16 protein-coding genes and 1 pseudogene are annotated in these 20,022 nt (G+C 69.4%); 6 read left to right on the top strand and 11 right to left on the bottom strand.

What is annotated here, in order from left to right; genetic code table 11:
- Positions 1-92 precede the first annotated feature (92 nt).
- Positions 93-1,061, top strand: coding sequence for a pirin family protein (locus tag ACIRB7_RS19145; protein ID WP_403599708.1), 969 nt, complete (start codon positions 93-95; stop codon positions 1,059-1,061).
- Between the two features lie 223 nt (positions 1,062-1,284).
- Positions 1,285-2,358, top strand: a complete 1,074-nt coding sequence (locus tag ACIRB7_RS19140) for an AI-2E family transporter (protein WP_403599705.1) — start codon at positions 1,285-1,287, stop codon at positions 2,356-2,358.
- Positions 2,359-2,401: 43 nt separating this feature from the next.
- On the opposite strand, the gene ACIRB7_RS19135 is transcribed toward ACIRB7_RS19140, so the two are convergent.
- Positions 2,402-3,220 carry an MBL fold metallo-hydrolase gene (locus ACIRB7_RS19135; RefSeq protein WP_403599703.1) on the bottom strand — a complete coding sequence of 273 codons (819 nt, stop codon included), beginning with the start codon at positions 3,218-3,220 and terminating at the stop codon, positions 2,402-2,404.
- 97 nt (positions 3,221-3,317) lie between these two features.
- Positions 3,318-5,582, bottom strand: coding sequence for a SpoIIE family protein phosphatase (locus ACIRB7_RS19130; RefSeq protein WP_403599701.1), 2,265 nt, complete (start codon positions 5,580-5,582; stop codon positions 3,318-3,320).
- Positions 5,583-5,754: 172 nt separating this feature from the next.
- On the opposite strand from ACIRB7_RS19130, the gene aspS reads away from it, so the two are divergent.
- On the top strand, positions 5,755-7,584 hold the full coding sequence (aspS, locus tag ACIRB7_RS19125; protein ID WP_403599698.1) for an aspartate--tRNA ligase: 1,830 nt from the start codon (positions 5,755-5,757) through the stop codon (positions 7,582-7,584).
- A gap of 133 nt (positions 7,585-7,717) precedes the next feature.
- On the opposite strand, the gene ACIRB7_RS19120 is transcribed toward aspS, so the two are convergent.
- The 8 genes from ACIRB7_RS19120 to ACIRB7_RS19085 all read right to left on the bottom strand — a co-directional run bounded on the left by ACIRB7_RS19120 (position 7,718) and on the right by ACIRB7_RS19085 (position 16,532).
- Positions 7,718-8,119, bottom strand: a complete 402-nt coding sequence (locus ACIRB7_RS19120) for an Imm50 family immunity protein (RefSeq protein ID WP_403599695.1) — start codon at positions 8,117-8,119, stop codon at positions 7,718-7,720.
- Positions 8,106-8,609 (bottom strand): Imm50 family immunity protein, encoded by a 504-nt coding sequence (locus ACIRB7_RS19115; protein ID WP_403599692.1) that lies wholly within the window; start codon positions 8,607-8,609, stop codon positions 8,106-8,108. Before ACIRB7_RS19115 ends, ACIRB7_RS19120 begins: the two co-directional genes overlap by 14 nt.
- Positions 8,590-13,236 (bottom strand): putative T7SS-secreted protein, encoded by a 4,647-nt coding sequence (locus ACIRB7_RS19110; RefSeq protein ID WP_403599689.1) that lies wholly within the window; start codon positions 13,234-13,236, stop codon positions 8,590-8,592. The genes ACIRB7_RS19115 and ACIRB7_RS19110 overlap by 20 nt, the downstream gene beginning before the upstream one ends.
- Entirely contained in the window at positions 13,236-13,883 is a 648-nt protein-coding gene (locus ACIRB7_RS19105; RefSeq protein ID WP_403599686.1) for a hypothetical protein, read from the bottom strand. Before ACIRB7_RS19105 ends, ACIRB7_RS19110 begins: the two co-directional genes overlap by 1 nt.
- A complete protein-coding gene (locus tag ACIRB7_RS19100) occupies positions 13,880-14,437 on the bottom strand; it encodes an SseB family protein (protein WP_403599683.1) in 558 nt (185 codons plus the stop codon). Before ACIRB7_RS19100 ends, ACIRB7_RS19105 begins: the two co-directional genes overlap by 4 nt.
- A 156-nt stretch (positions 14,438-14,593) precedes the next feature.
- The gene (locus tag ACIRB7_RS19095; protein WP_403599681.1) at positions 14,594-14,833 is read right to left on the bottom strand and encodes a hypothetical protein; all 240 of its coding nucleotides are present in this window, start codon (positions 14,831-14,833) and stop codon (positions 14,594-14,596) included.
- A gap of 108 nt (positions 14,834-14,941) precedes the next feature.
- Positions 14,942-15,802: a helix-turn-helix domain-containing protein gene (locus ACIRB7_RS19090; protein WP_403599678.1), complete on the bottom strand. Its 861-nt coding sequence runs from the start codon at positions 15,800-15,802 to the stop codon at positions 14,942-14,944.
- A 298-nt stretch (positions 15,803-16,100) separates the two neighbouring features.
- Entirely contained in the window at positions 16,101-16,532 is a 432-nt protein-coding gene (locus ACIRB7_RS19085; protein ID WP_403599675.1) for an ATP-binding protein, read from the bottom strand.
- Positions 16,533-16,685: 153 nt separating this feature from the next.
- Between ACIRB7_RS19085 and ACIRB7_RS19080 the strand changes: the two are divergent.
- The 3 genes and pseudogenes from ACIRB7_RS19080 to ACIRB7_RS19070 all read left to right on the top strand — a co-directional run bounded on the left by ACIRB7_RS19080 (position 16,686) and on the right by ACIRB7_RS19070 (position 18,282).
- A pseudogene (locus ACIRB7_RS19080) lies at positions 16,686-17,560 on the top strand (helix-turn-helix domain-containing protein).
- Positions 17,557-17,766: a DUF397 domain-containing protein gene (locus tag ACIRB7_RS19075; protein ID WP_403599673.1), complete on the top strand. Its 210-nt coding sequence runs from the start codon at positions 17,557-17,559 to the stop codon at positions 17,764-17,766. The pseudogene ACIRB7_RS19080 and the gene ACIRB7_RS19075 overlap by 4 nt, the downstream one beginning before the upstream one ends.
- Positions 17,767-17,931: 165 nt before the next feature.
- Positions 17,932-18,282 (top strand): DoxX family protein, encoded by a 351-nt coding sequence (locus ACIRB7_RS19070; RefSeq protein ID WP_403599670.1) that lies wholly within the window; start codon positions 17,932-17,934, stop codon positions 18,280-18,282.
- A gap of 69 nt (positions 18,283-18,351) precedes the next feature.
- Here ACIRB7_RS19070 and metG read toward each other — a convergent pair whose 3' ends face one another.
- Positions 18,352-19,956 (bottom strand): methionine--tRNA ligase, encoded by a 1,605-nt coding sequence (metG, locus tag ACIRB7_RS19065; protein WP_403599667.1) that lies wholly within the window; start codon positions 19,954-19,956, stop codon positions 18,352-18,354.
- Between the last annotated feature and the right edge of the window lie 66 nt (positions 19,957-20,022).

The following is a 20,022-nucleotide window of genomic DNA, read 5'->3' as shown; positions in this document are numbered from 1 at the left end:
TTCCTGGTGGCAGAAAGTTCATCGTTCAACTAAAGTGGTCGTACAGGCCGCCGAGGCCGTATCGAGCCGAGGCCGCACCCAGGAGGTCCGTCATGCCCGCAGTGACCGTCGAGAACCCGCTCACCCTGCCGCGCGTCGCCGCCCCCGCCGACGTCGTCTCCCGCCCCGTGCTCGCCGTGACCACGGCCCCGACGGGCTTCGAGGGCGAGGGTTTCCCGGTGCGCCGCGCGTTCGCCGGGATCAACCAGCAGTACCTCGACCCGTTCATCATGATGGACCAGATGGGTGAGGTGGAGTACGCGCCCGGAGAGCCCAAGGGCACGCCCTGGCACCCCCACCGCGGCTTCGAGACCGTCACCTACATCATCGACGGGATCTTCGACCACCAGGACTCCAACGGTGGCGGCGGCACCATCACCAACGGCGACACCCAGTGGATGACCGCCGGCGCCGGCCTCCTCCACATCGAGGCCCCGCCGGAGGCCCTCGTCGTCAGCGGCGGCCTCTTCCACGGCCTCCAGCTGTGGGTCAACCTGCCCGCGGCCGACAAGATGATGGCCCCCCGCTACCAGGACATCCGCGGCGGCCAGGTCCAGCTCCTCACCTCGCCCGACGGCGGCGCGCTGCTCCGCGTCATCGCCGGCGAACTCGACGGCCACGACGGGCCGGGCATCACCCACACCCCGATCACGATGATCCACGCGACCCTCCGGCCCGGCGCGGAGATCAGCCTCCCGTGGCGCGAGGACTTCAACGGCCTCGCGTACGTCCTCGCCGGCCGCGGCACCGTCGGCGCCGAACGGCGCCCGGTCCACATGGGCCAGACCGCCGTCTTCGGCAAGGGTGGCGCCCTCACCGTCCGCGCCGACGAGAAGCAGGACGGGAACACCCCGGACCTGGAGGTCGTCCTCCTCGGCGGGCAGCCGATCCGCGAGCCCGTGGCCCACTACGGCCCGTTCGTCATGAACACCCAGGCCGAACTCCGCCAGGCCTTCGAGGACTTCCAGGCGGGCCGCCTCGGGACGATCCCGGCGGTGCACGGGATGGGCGAGGGGGAGTAGGAGGAAGGGGTACGGGGCGGGGACCCGTACCCCTGCTCTGTACCCCCGCCCCGCACCCCCGTCTCCCGCACCCCCGTCTCCCGCACCCCCGTCTCCCGCACCCCCGTCTCCCGCACCCCCGTCTCCCGCACCTCCGCCTCCCGCCGCGCGTCGCTGACGAGCCGTCACCCGTACGGGCCGTCAGCGCGCGACGGCGCGCCGGTGGGCGTGGTCCGGTGGTCGGGTGCAGACGACGCCCGCGCTCCTCCCCGAACCCGCCCGCCGGGTCGCCGCCTGGTGCGGTGTCCTGCTGCTCGTCGCCGGGGTCACCGCCGTCGGGATCTGGCTCTGCGTCGTCTTCAAGACGGCCGTCACCCCCGTCCTGCTCGCGATCCTCGGCACCGCCCTCCTCGGGCCCCTCTACCGGCGCCTGCTCCGGATGAAGGTCCGGAAGTCGCTCGCCGCCGGGCTCACCGTCGTCGCCGTCCTCGCGGTCGTCGGCGGAGCCACGTACATCGTCGTCGCCGCCCTCATCGAGACCGGCGACCAGATCATCGCCTCGCTGCGGCAGGCGGCCACCGACATCGCGCAGCACTTCGGCGCCGCCGGGACCTCCCTCGACGACCTCGCCCTGAACGCCAAGGACCTCCTGACGAAGTTCGGCGGGACCGCCGCCTCCGGGGTCATCACCGGACTCAGCGTCGTCGGCGAGATGATCGCCACCGCCGTCCTCGCCCTCCTCCTCATCTTCTTCTTCCTGCGCGACTCCGACCGGGCCGCCGGCGCCCTGCGCTCCCTCGTCCCCGCCGCCACCGGCGACACCGTCGAGGCGATGGCGCGCCGCGCGTTCGAGGCCGTCGAGGGCTTCATGCGCGGTACGACGTTCGTCGCCCTCGTCGACGCCGTCCTCATCGGCGTCGGCCTCGTCGTCCTCGACGTGCCCGGCGCGATCGGACTCGCCGCGCTCGTCTTCGTCACCGCCTACATCCCGTACCTCGGCGCCTTCCTGTCCGGCGCGATCGCCGTCCTCGTCGCCCTCGCCGACCGGGGCATCGTCATCGCCCTGTGGGTCCTGGGGATCGTCCTGGCCGTCCAGGTCATCGAGGGGCACGTGCTCCAGCCGATGGTGCAGAGCCGGACCGTGCAGATGCACCCGGCCGCGGTCATGCTGGCGATCACGGCCGGGGCGTCCGTCGCGGGCATCCTGGGCATGCTGCTCGCCGTACCGCTGACGGCCGCGGTGACGGGGGTACTCGGCGAGCTGCGGACGCGGTACGGGACGCCACCACCGCCGAAGCCCAGGGCGGCCGGGGAGTGAGGCCGCCGCCGCTCAGGCCGCCTGTCGCTCAGGCCACCGCCGCTCAGGTCGCCGCGGGCTGGCCGCCCGGTTCGAAGGTCGCCAGCATCTGCTCAAGAGCCGCCTGGTCGGGACCGACGAACGGGTCGGTGTCCGGAGCCGCCGTGATCGTGTCGATCATCGACGTCGTCATCCGCACGGCGGGCGGCAGATGCGTGGACAGCACGATCTCCGGGGCCATCTCCCGCAGCGGGTCGATCGTCGCCCGGTACTTGACCGGGTCCACGACGTGCACCCAGGGGCTGTCCACGGACGCCCAGAGGAGTTGGGTCCGGCGCAGCTCCTCGGGCTTGAGGTCGTTCGCGTGGCCGCTCTCCGCGAGTTCCCGCGTGGGCATCGGCCCGCCGAAGCAGTCGGAGCTGAAGCAGATCCGGGTCTTCTCGTCGTAGAAGCCGACCGTGGCCGGGTTGTCGAAGAGCGGGGGCCTGAAGGCGCGCAGCATGCGGTCGCCGACGTCGAGGGACTGGCCGGGGTTGAGGAAGTACACGCGGTCCATCGGCAGTGGGCGCTCCGTGCTCAGGATGCCGGCGCCGATGAAAGTGGTGACGACCTTCGCCCGGGGCGCGGCCACGAGTAGGTCGAAGATGCCGCCCGTGTGGTCGCGGTCGGGGTGGGTGAGCCAGATCCAGAGGATGTCGGCGGGGTCGACGACCGAGCCGAGGGTGTTGACGAAGTTCCGGTCGGCGAGGGAGAGCCCCGTGTCGACGACGACGGGTTCGGTGGCGGTGAGGACGTAGGCGTTGGCGGGGATGTGCCCGATCCCGGGCACTTCGAGGCTGTCGGCCAGGACGGTGGTGTCGCTCCCGACCTTGTGGGTGTCCATGGCAAGCTCCGTGGTCCCCCCGGCGGCCGTACGACACCAGTCTGCGCCGGGGGGAGGGCGGGCGCGCGGCAGGGCCACCGGCCCGGGCGCGGGGCGCCTACGCGCAGCACCCCTCCCCCGTCGTCGACTCGCTGAGCTCGAACCAGATCGCCTTGCCCTCGCCCCGAGGGTCGACGCCCCACGCGTCCGCCAGCATCTCCATCAGGACCAGGCCGCGGCCGCTCGACGCCATCTCGCCCGGGTGGCGCTTGTGCGGCAGTTCGTCGCTGCTGTCGGAGACCTCGACGCGCAGCCGCCTGCACGTGTCGGTGCAGGCGACCTCGGCGACCAGGAGCGCGTCGCCGTCCGTGTGGACGAGGACGTTGGTGACCATTTCCGAGACCATGAGGACCGCCGAGTGGAGCTGGTCCTCGTCCGCCCAGTCGTGCAACAGCTGCCGTATCTGCTCGCGTGCCTCGGCGATCCGTTCCGGTTCCGCCTGGGCGATCGTCATGAGGGTGCGGCGCGGGGCCTGCGGCAGCGCGCCGGCGGGGCGGCGGGAGAGCAGAAGGACCGCGATGTCGTCCTCGCGGCGGTCGGCGAGCGGCCCGGTGGTGTGGTGGGAGCCGGGGCCGTGGACGGCCTCGACGAGCGTGTCGGCGAGCTGCTCCAGGTCCTCGCCGTCGTGGGACTCCAGAAGCTTCCTGACCCGCTCCCAGCCGGTGTCCAGGTCGTGCCCGCCGGTCTCCAGGAGGCCGTCGGTGCAGATCATCAGGGTCTCGCCGGGTTCCAGCGTGAGCCGGGTGGTGGGGTAGTCGGTGTCGGGGTCGATGCCGAGCGGAAGGCCGCCGGCCGTGGGGCGCAGGAGAACCGTTCCGTCGTTCATCCGTACCGCCGGGTCCGGATGCCCGGCCCGCGCGATGTCGACCGTGCCCGTCTCCAGGTCGACCTCCAGGTAGAGGCAGGTGGCGAACCGCGGACCGCCCGCGACCTTCACGGCACCCCTGCCGGCCCCGCCGACCCCATTGCCTCCGCTGACCCCGCCGTTCCCGGTGCCCCCACCGATCCCACTGTTCCCACCGACCCCGCTGTTCCCACCGACCCCACCGACCCCACCGTCCCCGTCCTCCCCGTCCTCACCGTCGTCCCCGTCGGTGATTCCGTACAGGAAGCGCGAGGCGCGGGAGAGGACCGCGTCCGGGCGATGGCCCTCGGAGGCGTACGCGCGCAGGGCGATCCGCAGCTGCCCCATCAGGCCGGCCGCCCGCACGTCGTGGCCCTGGACGTCGCCGATGACGAGGGCGATACGGCCGGGGCCGCGCCCGCCGGTGCGGGAGGTGCCGCCGGGGAGCCGGATGATGTCGTACCAGTCGCCGCCGACCTGGAGCCCGCCGCCGGTCGGCACGTACCGGGCGGCGACCTGGATGCCGGGGATCCCCGGCCCGAGGACCGGCATCATCGTCCGCTGGAGTCCGAGCGACAGTTCCCGCTCGGACTCGGCCACGCCCGCGCGTGCGAGGGCCTGCGCGAGCATCCGCGCCACCGTCGTGAGGACGGAACGCTCGTCGGGCGTGAACGCCACCGGGTGCTTGAAGGCCGCCATCCAGGCGCCCATCGTGCGCCCGGCGACGATGAGCGGCACGAAGGCCCAGGAGCGGCGCCCGAAGCGCTGCGCGAGCGGCCAGGTCACGGGGAAGCGGCGCAGGTACTCGTCCGGGCTCGGCAGATAGATCGCGCGGCCGGTCCGTACGACCTCCGCCGCCGGATAGTCGGTGTCGAGCGACATCGACGAGAAGGGGCCCTCGTCGCCGTCGCTGTGCCCGTGGTGGCCGATGATCGTCAGCCGTTCGCCCGCCACTCCGAAGACGGCGAGCCCGTCCGGCGAGAAACCGGGCATCGAGAGCGAGGCGGCCACCCGCAGCACCTCGGCCGTCGACCGCGCCTCGGCGAGCGCCCGGCCCGCGTCGAGCAGGAACGCCTCGCGGGAGCGGCGCCAGTCACCGGTGACGGGGGTACGGGCTGCGGTCCCCGGCAGCTGTTCGGCGACCTCCTGGAGGGTGCCGACGAGCTGGTAGTCGTCGCCCTCGATGAGCGGCTTCGACCTGCTCCGCACGGTACGGATCACCCGCCCGTGGCCGTCCATGATCCGCATCCGGGCCTCGGCGAGGGTGCCTTCGGCGACGGCGAGGTTGACGACCCCGTCGATCTCGTTCCAGTCGACCGGGTGAAAACGGGAGCGTACGGCCGCCTCGGTGAGCTGTACGGGCTCGGCGGGCAGCCCGAGCAGCCGGGCGGCCTCGGCGTCGAGCGAGACGATCCCGGACGCGTTGTCCCAGCGCCACAGGCCGGTCGCGATCGCGGCCAGGACGTCCTCGGTGCGCATTGCCCTACTTTATGAATATCGGACACCAGGTCGCCACCGAGAGTATTCGAAAAGCGATCACGGCCCGGCCGGTACTCTGGGTGGGTCTGCCCGCGTGTCCTGTGACATCCGTGACAGGGGCCACGGGGCGGCGGCCCACGACCCACGAATCCCGAAGACTGGATGAACGACGATGCATCGGTACAGGTCCCACACCTGCGGCGAGCTCCGCGCCTCTGACGTCGGCACCGACGTCCGGCTGAGCGGCTGGCTGCACAATCGGCGCGACCTGGGCGGCATCCTCTTCATCGATCTGCGCGACCACTACGGCATCACGCAGCTCGTCGCCCGCCCCGGCACCGCCGCGGCCGAGGTCCTCGACAAGCTGACCAAGGAGACCGTCGTCCGCGTGGACGGCAAGGTCGTCTCCCGTGGCGCGGAGAACGTCAACCCGGAGCTGTCGACCGGCGACATCGAGATCGAGGCCGCCACGGTCGAGGTCCTGGGCGCGGCGAAGCAGATCCCCTTCACGATCAACGCCGACGACGGCGTGAACGAGGAGCGGCGCCTGGAGTACCGCTTCCTCGACCTGCGCCGCGAGCGCATGCACCGCAACATCATGCTGCGCTCGGCGGTCATCGCCTCCATCCGCTCCAAGATGGTGGCCCTCGGCTTCAACGAGATGGCGACGCCGATCCTCGCCGCGACCTCCCCCGAGGGCGCCCGCGACTTCGTCGTCCCGTCCCGCCTGAACCCGGGCAAGTTCTACGCGCTGCCGCAGGCGCCGCAGCAGTTCAAGCAGCTGCTCATGATCTCGGGCTTCGACCGGTACTTCCAGATCGCGCCCTGCTTCCGCGACGAGGACGCGCGCGCGGACCGTTCGCCGGGCGAGTTCTACCAGCTCGACGTCGAGATGAGCTTCGTGGAGCAGGAGGACGTCTTCCAGCCCATCGAGAAGCTCATGACGGAGATCTTCGAGGAGTTCGGCGGCGGGCGTCACGTCACGTCCCCCTTCCCCCGTATCCCCTTCCGCGAGTCGATGCTGAAGTACGGCAACGACAAGCCGGACCTCCGCACCGCGCTCGAACTCGTCGACATCTCCGACGTCTTCGAGGCCTCCGAGTTCAAGGCCTTCGCCGGCAAGCACGTCCGCGCGCTCGCCGTCCCGAACACGGGCGACCAGCCGCGCAAGTTCTTCGACCAGCTCGGCGACTTCGCGGTCTCCCTCGGCGCGAAGGGCCTGGCCTGGGTCCGCGTCGGCGAGGGCAACGCCCTGACCGGCCCCATCGCCAAGTTCCTCACCGAGGAGAACATCAAGGTCCTCACCGAGCGCCTCGGCCTTGAGCCCGGCCACGCGATCTTCTTCGGCGCGGGCGAGTTCGACGAGGTCTCCAAGATCATGGGCCCGGTCCGGGTCGAGGCCGCGAAGCGTGCCGGCCAGTTCGAGGAGAACGTCTTCCGCTTCGCGTGGATCGTCGACTTCCCGATGTACGAGAAGGACGAGGAGACCGGCAAGATCGACTTCTCGCACAACCCCTTCTCGATGCCGCAGGGCGGCCTTGAGGCCCTGGAGACCCAGGACCCGCTGGACGTCCTCGGCTGGCAGTACGACATCGTCTGCAACGGCATCGAGCTCTCCTCCGGCGCCATCCGGAACCACGAGCCCGAGATCATGTTCAAGGCCTTCGAGATCGCGGGCTACTCGCGCGAGACGGTGGAGCACGAGTTCGCGGGCATGCTCCGCGCCTTCGAGTACGGCGCCCCGCCGCACGGCGGCATCGCCCCGGGCGTCGACCGCATCGTGATGCTCCTCGCGGACGAGCCGAACATCCGCGAGACGATCGCCTTCCCGCTGAACGGCAACGCCCAGGACCTCCTGATGGGCGCCCCGACGGAACTCGACGAGTCCCGCCTGCGCGAGCTGAACATCCAGCTCCGCAAGCCGGTGGAGAAGAAGGTCGCGGAGACCCCGTCGGACGACCGCCCGGTGACCGAGGCGGTCCACCCGGACGCGGCGCGGTAAGCCTGACGACGCTCGCACGAAGGGCCCGGGACCGCACATCGGTCCCGGGCCCTTCGTCATGCGTATGCACCTGCGGATGCAAGTCGGCTCTCACGCAACGGGGTGGGACACGAGATCACGGAACGTCGTGCAATTATGCGGCGAGATACGCCCTGGCGCGGGAAATCCTTGCCTCCTGGGCCTGGAAGGCAATGCGCTCTGTCGTGCTCTCGACGGACAGGGTGATAGCACCATCCTGTTCCGAACGTGACATCCTAACCGATCTCTTCATGCTGCCACCCCAACCTGAAATATGGAGGCCAGTTACCGGCATGAATGTGATGAAGAATTCGAAGGCGTTGACTCTCGTGTCTCCATCTCCGTGAAGAAGGGTATCCGGTGCGAGGCGCGTGTCGAACCCGAGCGTGATACTGGTGCCGCGTTCATCGATATGGAAGTAAAAAAGGCTGCACTTGTCGAGATCGGGCGGAGTCTGGAAAACATCTCGAATGCCGCGTGGATCGACAAGCAGGTCGACCCATTCAGTTGCGCTCATAGAAAGTCTTCTCATTTAGGTCCGGCAGCTGATTGAAGCGTCGTGAGTCAAGTTTCCCGACGAAAGCCCGAGGGCCACTGTCCGTCCCGTCTGCGCTTTCCTTGAAGGCGCTCATATGGCCGATAACGACGGCATCGGCGGCTTCGAAGGAAAGAGTGAAGGACGGTGATCCAGCGGTAACGTGTATTCTGTGCTCCCCGCATTTTTCAATACGAATGTCGGTGATGGACCGAGAATTCCATCCCCTCATCTCAAGGTGCTCGACGGCAAGGAACTGGAGATGGCACTGAAGGCGGTCGAAGCCGGCTTCTCGCCACTCCGGAGGAGGGTTCTGAGGGAATTCAGTCAGATCGATCCGCAGAGTCAACGTGGGGCCGTAGTAGTTCAGGTGAACGGATCGGACGGTAACGGCCACCAGTGGTGGAGGCGTTTCATAAAACCTCTGCAAGTCGCCTGGATTTACCAGCAGGTCAGCCCAGTTTAGGGTCATAGTAGTAATGCTCCTCGCAGCCCGGAATCTGTCCGTTCCGTGTGTCTTCGTACGGCCGGACGTGGAGATGTGCAGGCTGATATCCTTTTTCGCCGGGCTCTCTGTGGCCGAACCAGTGGTCTTGGAAAAGAATAGGATCGCCGTCAGCGGTCTCGTACCACTCCTCACGATAGAAGATGGGTCGGCCGTTCTTGTCCAGCTCCGCGCCGCCCCCTTGCCACTCGGGCTTGGTTGACATCGCGTAGTCAGTCGCCTCGAAAGGCTCTCGACCCTCGGGGACGCCGGCTTCGCGCAGGGCTCTGGCCTTGACTTCGGCAAGGCTGCCGAGAGGGCACGGACTGAGGCCGAGCGGGTCCGCCCAAGTATAGGGATTCTGTACGTACGTGGACGCATTCGGCGCCGGAATCAGACCCAAAGGATCCTGGCTAAGATACCGTGCTGATTCCGGCTCGTAATACCGGAAGTAGTTGTAATGAAGGCCTGATTCGGGGTCGAAGTACTGGCCCGGGAAGCGGAGGGGGGTGTAGGCGGTGGCCGTCCTGTTCCACGTCGTCGTGCCCCACAGGGTGGTGCGGGTGCGCCACGCCAAGTCGCCTGATTCGTCGACGAGTTCCGTCGGGGTGCCGATCAGGTCGGTGACGATCGCGAAGAAGCGCTCGTCCGTGGAGTCCGTGCGGCGTTCCGTTTGGGCCAGGGGGCGCAGGCCCGCGTGGTCCCAGGTGAGGGTGACGTCGGCCGTCGTCTGTTCGCAGAGGGTCGTGCCGTCCCAGGTGAAGTGGACCGTCTCGAAAGGGGACTGCTTTGATATGCGGCGGCCCAGGGGGTCGTACGCGTACCGCCAGACCGTGCCGTCCGGTGTCGTCACCGCCCTGAGCCGGTCCTCCGCGTCCCACTCGTAGCGCCAGGTGTCGGGCTTCCGGGAGAGGCGGGTCTTCTGGCGGAGGACGATCCGGCCCTGGGCGTCGTGCTCGTAGCGGACAGCGCCCGCGCCGGCGATGCGGGTGCCCTGGTAGACGCGGCCGCCCGTCGCGGAGTGGGACGGGTGCGTGGCCGGCCAGGACGCCTCCGTCTGGTTGCCCGCCTCGTCGTACGCGTACCGCTCCGTCCAGTCCTTCGCGTGGACGGCCGTCACCCGCCCCGCCGCGTCCAGGTCGAAGCGCCTGGCGCCGGAGAGCGCGTCGGTGATGCCGATGAGGCCGCCGTCCGCGCGGTACGTGTACGCCCGGTGCTGGAGGCGGCTCCCCGAAGCGCCCGTAACCTCCTGGTCGGTGAGTCGACCCATCGCGTCGAACGACGAGTTCAGGACGGCGAAGTCGGCGATATGACGGGTGGTCTCGCGGCCGAGGGCGTCGTGGGTGAAGGTCAGCGTCCGGCCCGAGGACGTCAGTTCCGTACGGCGGCCCGCCGCGTCGTACGACCACGTGCTCGTCGACCCGCCCGGCGTCGTCCGGCCCGTTCGCCGGCCTACCGCGTCGTGGGTGAAGGAGAGCGTACGGCGGTTCACCGTCTCGGAGACCAGACGACCGTAGCGGTCCCGGAGGCGCTCCAGCGACGTGTCCGGGCCCGTCGCCGACGCCAGCTGGTCGAAGACGTCGTACTCGTAGGTGCTGACCGCGCCCTCGGCGTCCTTGCGGACGATCCGGCCGAGGCTGTCGCGCTCGAACCGGATGGCCTGACCGAGCCCGTTCACGCGGGAGGTCAACCGTCCCGCCGCGTCGTAGTCGTAGCCCAGCGTCCGGCCGTCGAAGTCCGTCTCGGTGACCACCCGGCCCGCCGGGTCGTAGGCGTACTCCCAGGTCAGACCCTGCGGGTTCGTCACCTGCGTCAGCCGAAGGTTCGTGTCGTGGGCGAACTCGTACCGGACACCGTCCGGGCCCGTGCGGGAGGTCAGCAGGTCGAAGTCGGTGTACGTGAAGCGGGTCGTGGCGCCCATCGCGTCCGTGTGGCTGAGGCAGTTGCCCTCGCCGTCGTACGTCCAGGACTCCACCGTGCCGTCAGGTGCCGTTCGGCGGGACGGGCGGCCCTCGACCGTCCACTCCATCCGGGTCACCGCGCCGAGGGGGTCGGTGATCCGGACCGTACGGCCGAAGGCGTCGTACGCGTACCGGGTCGTGGCGCCCAGCGGGTCCGTGATCTCGATCGGGAGGCCCCGGGCGTCCGCCACCAGCCGGGTGGTGGCACCGAGCGGGTCCGTCACCGATGTGAGCCGGCCCGCCTCGTCGTACGTGAACTCCGTCCGGGCGCCGGACGGGTCCGTCACCGACGTGCGGTTGCCGCGCTCGTCGAAGGTCTGGCGGGTGACGTTCCCGTCCGTGCCGACGATGCTTGTCGGGAGCCCGAGTTCGTCGTACTCGGCACGCGCCTGCCGCCCGTCCGGGCGCTCAAGGACCGTCGGACGGCCCCGGTCGTCGTAGGTGGTGCGGCTGACGTTGCCCAGCGGGTCCGTCCGGGACAGCAGTCGGTTGTGGCGGTCGTACGCGAAGCGGGTGACCGCTCCCAGTGCGTCGATCTCGGCGACAACCTGGGCGCGGTCGTTGATCAGATGACGCTGGGTGTGGCCCAGACCATCGGTGAGGGTGGTCACGCGCAGGCCCGTCGCGGGGGCGACGTCGTCCCAGGTGAAGGTCGTTTCGAGGTGGCCGTTCGTGCCCGACTGGTAGGTGCAGCGGTCCTGGTCGTCGTAGACGTAGTCGAAGCGGCTGTCGTTCGTGTCGGTCCACGAGGTGATCCGGCCGTGCTCGTCGCAGCCGAAGCGCAGGGGGCGGCCGGAGGAGTTGGTGACCTCGGTCAGGTGGCCGTCCGTGTAGCCGTAACGCAGGATCTCCTGGTCGGATCCGTCCGCCGCCGCTCCCGCCAGATGGAGGGCGGTTATTCGCCCTTCGCTCGTCGTGAGCTTCAGGTGGTAGCCGCCGTGGTGGACGATCGCCGTCGGGGCGCCCGACTCGTCGTACTCGAAGGTGATCCAGCGCCCGTTGCGGTCGTCGATCTGCGCCAGGAGCGCGAGCCCGTCGCCGTGCTCGACGAAGTGCCGGACCGTTCCGGTGGCGGGATCGGTGAGGGTGTATCCGTCGTCGACCCGGTCGAGGGGCCACTGCCGGCCGTGGGTGGGCATGACCGGGACGCCGGGAGCCGGGTGGGGATAGGCGAGGAGGCTGCCCTCGTCACAACTGAAGACCACGCCCTCGGAGTCGATCTCCAGCCTCTGGTCCACCGTGCTCGACCACGTCGGGCCGAACCAGCGCCCCGAGCGGCGCGAGGAGTCGAAGGTGCGCCGGAAGAGGAGGGGGAGCGAGCCGGGCAGGGATATGTCGGTCTGCGGCAGCAGCATCCGGCCTGCGGCGATGTCGACGGGGTCCCGCTCGCACGCCGTCTCGCTCTTCTTCTTGCAGGTGGTGGGCGGGTCCTTCTCCTGGTCCTCGCGGCTGCGGTTCGGTTTCTCCAGAGGGCCGTCGCTTACCGTCTTCCTCCCGTCCGGCGCCCGCTTGGCGCTGTCCAGCCCGAGGCGCACCCCGCTGCGCGCGAGCCCCGCGCCCTTCGTCCCGATCAGCTCCGGCACCAGCCTCCCCAGGAACTCCGACGGGTCGCCCTTCGCCGCGTCCCAGGCGTTCTTCAGTGCCCGGTCGGGGTTCGCCGCCGTGGACACCAGGCCGGCGAGCGTCATGTTGACGCCCTTGTAGTACTCCGCCGGGTGGGTCAGGTTGTACGGGTCGGTGGGGTTCACCGACCGGACGAAGTTGATCAGGCCGGCCGAGCCCTTGACGATGCCCCCGCCGAAGTGGGCCAGCTCGAAGCCCTGGGCCATGCCGTGGTCCATCAGCTCCAGCTTGAGCCGCTCGCGGCCGGTCGGCTCCTGGGGCGCGTGCGCGAGTGCGGCGCTGACCGCCGCCCGCGCCGTCTCCCCGGCCTCGTTCCGGGCCTTCCGCGCGTCGTTCAGGATCTCCTGGGCGCGCTGCCGCTTGGCCTTGCCGGGGTCGGTGAACGCCCCGGGGTCCGGCAGCGGACTGTCGCCGGTGCGCGCCGCGTTGTAGGCGTCGACCTTCTTGTTGTACGAGTCGACGGCCGCCTTGGAGTCGCTGTCGCCCTCCTTGTACAGGGCGATCGCCTCACGCGCCTTGCCCTGTGCACTCACGATCGCCTGGGAGTACGTCTCCAGGGCCTTGGCCGCGTTCTCCATCGCGTCCGCCGCGTGCAGCCAGTCCGTCGGCAGGGTCTGGAACTTCTCCCGGAACGCGTCGGCCGCCTCGCCCTTCCAGTGGCCGGAGTCCAGCTTCTTCATCCCGCTGCCGACCAGGTCGAACGCCCGCTGGAAGTCCCGCAGGTTCTTCACCGTCGCGGCGATCTTCTCCGGCTTGCCGTGGACGAGCTCGTTCGCCTCCTCGGTCTGCCCGAGCTGCTGCTCCCCGACCTGTGCGCCGAGGGACGAGGCGGTCTCGTCGCCCCAGTCCTCGACCGAGTCCGCCCAGTCGTGCGCGCCGACCTTGTCCAGGCCCTGACCGACCTTGTCGGTCGCGTGGTCGACGGCCTCGCCGACGATCTCCTTGCCCTTGTCGACGCCCTCACCGATCTTGTCGATGCCCTTGTCGATGCCGGCACCGACCTTGTCGGCAAGACCTCCCCAGTCCACCATCAGCGGTTTTCCCCCCACCGCGGCTGCTCGGCCTGTTCGACGGTTGCCTGGTCAGGGTCGAGGCCGTCCTTGAGCTGCTCGTCCATGCGGTCGCGCATCGCCGGGTCGATCAGCCCGGACCGCTCCATCGAGTCCAGCTTCGCGTCCATGACGTCGTAGCCGGTGTTCTGCCAGGTCTGCTTCACCTCTTGGTGCGCGTCGGTGAACGACTCCAGGCTGTAGTCGGCGTTGTCAAAGGTGCGCTGGTCGCGGATGGTCTCCCAGCTCATCTTCTTGACGTCGTCCTCGGACAGGTGCGGGTTGCCGTTGAGGGAGTTCACGCCGATCTTGATCGAGTCCTTGATGTACTGCTCCTGCTCGGCGAAGGACCCCGCCGACAGCCCGACCGCCTGCGCGAACCCGTTCCCCCGCATGGCAAGCGCCCGGACGCCCCACTCCCACCGGTCGCAGAACGTCCCGAACTCCGACGTCAGACCGCCGTGCCCCAACTCAAGCCCTGTCAGAGCGAGATCGGAGAACCCCCGGCCCGCCGACGCCTCGCCGATCATGCCGAGCTCCTTCAGCTCGGCATGGGCCAGGTCGATGCCCTTCGCTATCTCCGCGAGCGCCGCCGCCGGCGCCGCGAGGTCGGGCTCGTTCCCGCTCATCGTGTCCCCGTCCCCGTCCCGGCCTCGATCGCCGTCTCCCCGAGATCCACCGCCACCTCATCCGGGACGATCCCCGCCACCGGCGGAAACAACATCCCGTCCGCGCTCCCCGCGTCCAGCGCGACCCCGCCGGGACCGGGCAGCATCGGCACCATCACGTCGAGCAGCCGGGCGCCCAGGATCGTCCGGTACGTCCACTCGCGCCCGGCTTCCCCGCGCGCGCCCGCGAACCGCGCCAGCGCCTCCTCGTCCGAGAACGCGCAGATCCACCGGACGCCGTTGAAGTCGGCGGTCCACAGACTCTCCTGCGCGTCGAACGGCACAAGCACGGCGGTACGCCGAAACTCCCCCAGCAAACGCGCAAACTCCCGCCGGGCCGCCGCCACTTCGTCGCCGGCCTCTGCGTCGTGCCCCGGCTCCGGCACGGCCCGCGCGACAGCGGTCACCGGGGCCGCTTCCGGTCCCGGTGGTGCCATCGGAACCGATTCCCCCGCCAAATCCGCCAGTCTCGACACCCGTCGAGGCTCCGGTATGCCCTCCCCGTTGTCATTCACCCAGGCATGCTGCCATGCGCCCGTTCACACGAGCAACGAACAAGGGCTCGATCTCGTCATGTCGGTCAGCCGACGGCCGCCAACGCCCGGCGAGCCGGGGAGGGATGCGTCGCCGGGCGGCGAGCCCGCTCTGCGCCCCTTCGAGTTCCCCGGCCGCTATTCGCTCCGGATGACCTCTGCGGCGGAGGCGGCGGTGAGGGCGCGGGTGAGCCGGGTGCGCAGGAGGTCGGAGTGGGCGCAGTGTCTGATCCGCTGGTGGACAAAGAGCGGCACCTCGATGCCTCGGTGCTCCAGGACGATCACGATTGCTTCCACACGGGCTTCGTTACGGCCTTGGGCGCGGGCTGCGTCCAGGTTCTCCTGCGGGGTGTGAACTTTGAAGAAGGAGGCGTCCATGGTCCGGCTACTCGCTTTGAAGAGGAAGAGGAAGAGGTGCGCTGTCGGGCGTCGGGCCGAGGGTCAGGCGCGGCAGATCGCGTGCTTGGTGGGTGCTTCTGTCGAGCATCACCGCGTTGACGCACATGCGCCGCAGGTTCCGGGTTCGGGGGCGCGGTAGGCGCGGTCGCAGGTGTCGCAGTTCTGGAGGGGGTGGTGGGCGGCCGGGTTCCCGGGTGCGCGGTACGGCGGCAGGGGCGGGAGCCGGTCCGTCAGGCGGTGGGCCAGGAGGGCGGCCGGGCGGTACAGGGGTTCCGCCGGGAGGTCGGCGGTCAGGGCGTTGTGCACGGCCTCGGGAGTGAGCTCCCGCTCCAGCCATGCGGCGACGCCCGGGACGAGGTGTTCGGCGTCCGTCACGGAGATCAGGAGCCGGGGGTCGGTGCGTCGCAGTCCCGAGAGGACCCCGAGGGCGGTCGCCAGCAGGTCGGGCGCGGGGTACGCGGGCTGCGGCACGGAGGGCAGGGCACGGCGCGGCGGCTTGTCCTCCCGGCGGGCGGGCCGCTTGGGCTCGGGCTTCGGCTCGTCCGTGGTGCCGGTACGGCCGGGCTGGTTGCAGGACACCGTCCGGGTGACGATGAGTCCGTCCTTCGTACGCTCGCGGGTACGGCGCAGGTACCCGTGGGCCTCCAGCTCGCGCAGCGCGCCGGCGATCCGGGTCGTCCCCTCCGGGAAGCGGGCGGCGAGGGTCCTGATGCCGATGGACGCGCCGCTGGGGAGCGACTGGATGTGCACGGCCAGTCCGATGGCGAGCAGCGACAGCTCGGCGTGTTGGGCGAGGTGGTTGCCGATCACCGTGAAGCGGGTGGTGTGGCGGGCGTTGTCGTGCGTGACGCCGCCGCGACGCGTGGCCGTACGGGTGCGCGGAGAGGGATTCTTCCCGTCGTTACGGGACTGAGCGTGCGGGCGCGCGCTAGTGTGCTGGGTACCCATCGGGAAGCCTTTACTTCCTTGATGGTCAGGCCCTCGCCTTGGGATCGCTATTCCCGGCGGGGGCCGACGCATGTCTGAGGCTGGCGGTCATATGCCAGTGGGGCAGAGCGTAAGGCAGGCAACCCACCCCAAAGCCAGCTGTGTTGGTGTTTTTCACCCGAGTGAGTGAGTGCCTGCCTGAGCGGGGGGAGGGGTGGGGCTTGGTGGGTTTCTTTCTCTCTGGTTGTTGTCTTGGGAGACCGACCGCCTCACCGAAGACCACGTTTCTGGATTCCGGTGGCTGAGTCGTTTGCGCAGGTCAGGAGCCCGGTAGATCGAGTTCCGCCCAGACGGTCTTCCGGGGTACGGGCCCGAGCCCGACGCCCCAGCGGTCGGCCAGTGCCTCGACCAGGCGCAGCCCGCGCCCCGAGTCGCTCTCGGGCGCGGTCGGTTGGGCGCGCGGAAGGTCCTCGCCCCGGGTGTCCGTCACCTCGATCCGCAACACGCCCTCGTGGTCGAGCAGCGCGAGCCGGAAGCTCCGGCCGGCGACCCGGCCGTGCGTGGCGGCGTTCGTGGCGAGTTCGGCGACGACCTGGGTGGCCGCCTCCGTCACGCCGTACGGGACCTCGTGATCCCGCATCCACTCGACGGCGAGCAGCCGGGCGAGCCGTGCTCCGCGAGGCGTGGGAGAGAGGAGGACGCTGAAGTGGCGGTTGGGCGCCTGGACTTGAGTGGTGTTCCGCTGATTCACGTCACCGAGCGTGGCCGCCCCCGGCTACCGTGAACAGTGACGGCGCCGATGCGTAGAGTCACTGTCCGGGGCTTGTCCACTGCTGTCCGGCCTGTCCGGACCTTGCCCAGGGGAGGGGCATCGCGCCACGAAGGGCGAGGGAAAGGTGCGGGTATGTCGGTGGACGGTGAGGCGCAGCGGCTCAAGAGCGAGGCTGACGAGCCGGGGTGGGAGGTCGACCCGGACGACGACTGGGGGGTTGCCGTAGTCGCCACGGTGGGAAGGCAGTTGAGGCTGCGGAGGGAAGCGGTCGGCATGCGGGCCGCCGAGCTCGGGGCGGCGACCGGTTACGGCGAGGACCTCATCTACAAGATCGAGAGCGGGAAGCGGATCCCTCGGCCTGAATTCCTGGACAAGGCGGACGAGGTCCTGGGAGCAGACGGGCTGATCTCGGCGATGAAGGAAGACGTGGCGAAGGTGCGCTACCCGAAGAAGGTGCGGGCGCTGGGGAAGCTGGAGGCCAAAGCGGTCGAGATCGGCGTGTACGAGTGCAACATCATTGCTGGGCTGTTGCAGACTCCTGAGCATGCGCGGGCCGTGATTGAGGCGGCCCAGCCGCCATACTCGCCGGACGATGTGGAACGCATGGTGGCGGCTCGTCTGGCCCGGCAGGCGGTCTTCGAACGGGATCCGGTTCCGTCTATCCACTTCGTTTGGAGGAAGCACCGCTGCGTCGACAGGTTGGGGGCACAATGGTGTGGCAACGGCAGCTCGAACGCCTGCTGGAGGTGGGGCGGTTGCGTAACGTCACCCTTCAGGTCATGCCGACCAACACCGAAGCCCATCCAGGTCTGGACGGCAGGATCGAGTTGCTGAAGTTCCCGGACGGCACGGCTGTTGGACGCGGTGATGGTGTGTTCAACGGGCGGCCGACCACCGATCCGAAACAGCTTCGCGTCATCGAGCTGCAATATGGCACCATCCGGGCGCAGGCTCTCTCACCGCGGGAGTCTCGGGCCTTTGTCGAGCAACTGCTGGGAGAAACATGATCCGCAAGACGGCTGCCGGGGACGCCTCCGAACTGGCGTGGTTCAAGAGCAGCTACAGCGGCGGCACCAACGGCGAGTCCTGCGTCGAGGTCGCGGCTGCCCCCGCCACCGTCCACGTCCGTGACTCCAAGGTCACCGACGGCCCGCAGCTCGCGCTGACACCGGCCGCCTGGGCGGGCTTCGTCTCGTACGCGACGACCGGCTGACCCCGCCACCCGCCTCCGTAACCCACACGTGTGAAGAGCCCGGATCCCACTGAAGCACCCCTGGGGGATTCGGGCGGGCGGCGCTGTCACACATTGCTCTCGGGCTCCGTCAGTGCTGTGTCCGGCTCGGTCGAGGCGGATACGGGAGAGGCCCAAGGAGCCGACATGTTCGCCGAGATGTCCACCACCGCCGTCGTCGTCACCGCCGTCGCCGCGTTCATGGCCGGGTTCTCCGGGGGCGCGATCTTCGTCAGGGCCGCGTTCGTCGTCGAGCCGCTCGCCCAGTACGGGGTCCCCCGGACGTGGTGGAACTGGCTCGGCGCCGCCAAGGTCGCCGGCGCCCTCGGGCTCCTCGTCGGGTTCTTCGTGCCCGTGATCGGGACCCTCGCCGCCGTCGGGCTCGTCCTGTACTTCACCGGGGCCTTCGTCACCGTCCTCCGCGCCCGCTCCTACGGGCACGTGGCCTTCCCGCTCGTCTACATGGCGCCCGCCGTCGCCGTCCTCGCACTCGTCTAGGCCGGACACGGCGAAGGCCGCCGTCCCCGTCCATCACGGGGGCGGCGACCTTCGCCGTACGGGAAACCGTCAGTCCTTCTTCTCCTCCAGGCGCGGGAACAGCACCGCGCCCTTCGTCACCGTCGCGCCCGCCGGGAGCTGCCCCCACGTGGCGGAGGACTGGACCGGCTGCGAGGCCAGCGCGCCCAGGGACGCCTCGGCGCCCAGCGAGTCCCACAGGGCCTGCGAGGTCTCCGGCATGATCGGGTTCAGCAGGACCGCGACCGCGCGGAGCGACTCGGCGGCCGTGTAGAGGATCGTCGCCAGGCGGGCCTGGCCCTCCTCCGACTCGTCCTTCGCGACCTTCCACGGCTCCTGCTCCGTGATGTAGCCGTTGACCTGCTTCACGAAGTCGAAGATCGCCAGGATGCCGGCCTGGAAGTCCAGCTCCTCGCCGATCTTGGCGTCGGCGGTCGCGACCGCCTTGGCCAGGCCGTCCTGGATCGCCTTCTCCGCCTCGCCGTCGGCCGCCGAGGCCGGCAGCGCGCCGCCGAAGTACTTCCCGACCATCGCCGCCACGCGCGAGGCGAGGTTGCCGTAGTCGTTCGCCAGCTCGCTCGTGTAGCGGGCGGAGAAGTCCTCCCACGAGAACGAGCCGTCCTGCCCGAACGCGATCGCCCGCAGGAAGTACCAGCGGTACGCGTCCACGCCGAAGTGCGACGTCAGGTCCTGCGGCTTGATGCCGGTCAGGTTCGACTTCGACATCTTCTCGCCGCCGACCATCAGCCAGCCGTTCGCCGCCACGCGCCCCGGTACCGGCAGGCCCTGCGCCATCAGCATCGCCGGCCAGATGATCGCGTGGAAGCGGAGGATGTCCTTGCCGATGAGGTGCACGTTCGCCGGGAAGGTCTCGTCGAACTTCGCCTGGTCGGCGCCGTAGCCGACGGCCGTCGCGTAGTTCAGGAGCGCGTCGATCCACACGTAGATGACGTGCTTCTCGTCCCACGGGACCGGGATGCCCCAGTCGAACGTCGAGCGCGAGATGGAGAGGTCCTCCAGGCCCTGCTTGACGAAGTTCAGGACCTCGTTGCGGGCCGACTCCGGCTGGATGAAGCCCGGGTTCGACTCGTAGAACTCCAGGAGCTTCGGGCCGTACTCGCTCAGCTTGAAGAAGTAGTTCTCCTCCTTGAGGATCTCCACCGGCTTCTTGTGGACGGCGCACAGCTTCGTGCCGTCCTCCGCCTCGATGAGATCGCCGGGGAGCTTGTACTCCTCACAGCCCACGCAGTACGGGCCTTCGTACCCGCCCTTGTAGATCTCGTCCTTGTCGTACAGGTCCTGCACGAACTCCTGCACGCGGTCGGTGTGACGCTTCTGCGTGGTGCGGATGAAGTCGTCGTTCGCGATGTTCAGGTGCTCCCAGAGGGGCTTCCACGCCTCCTCCACGAGCTTGTCGCACCAGGCCTGGGGCGTGACGTCGTTCGCCTCGGCCGTGCGCATGATCTTCTGACCGTGCTCGTCCGTGCCGGTGAGGTACCACACCTTCTCGCCGCGCTGACGGTGCCAGCGCGTGAGCACGTCGCCTGCGACGGTCGTGTAGGCGTGGCCCAGGTGAGGAGCGTCGTTGACGTAGTAAATGGGGGTCGTGACGTAGAACGCCTTCGCCCCCTGCTTCTCGGATCCAGTGGCCGCCATGGTCGAAATCCTAACGGTCGCACGAAGATCCACTCACATCGATAAGCGGGGGGCGCGACAGCGGGA

Source organism: Streptomyces sp. NPDC093795 (genome assembly GCF_044764665.1).
GTDB lineage: Bacteria > Actinomycetota > Actinomycetes > Streptomycetales > Streptomycetaceae > Streptomyces.
Note: the sequence above shows the minus strand (reverse complement) of the source record. Positions and strands in the feature narration are given on the sequence as shown.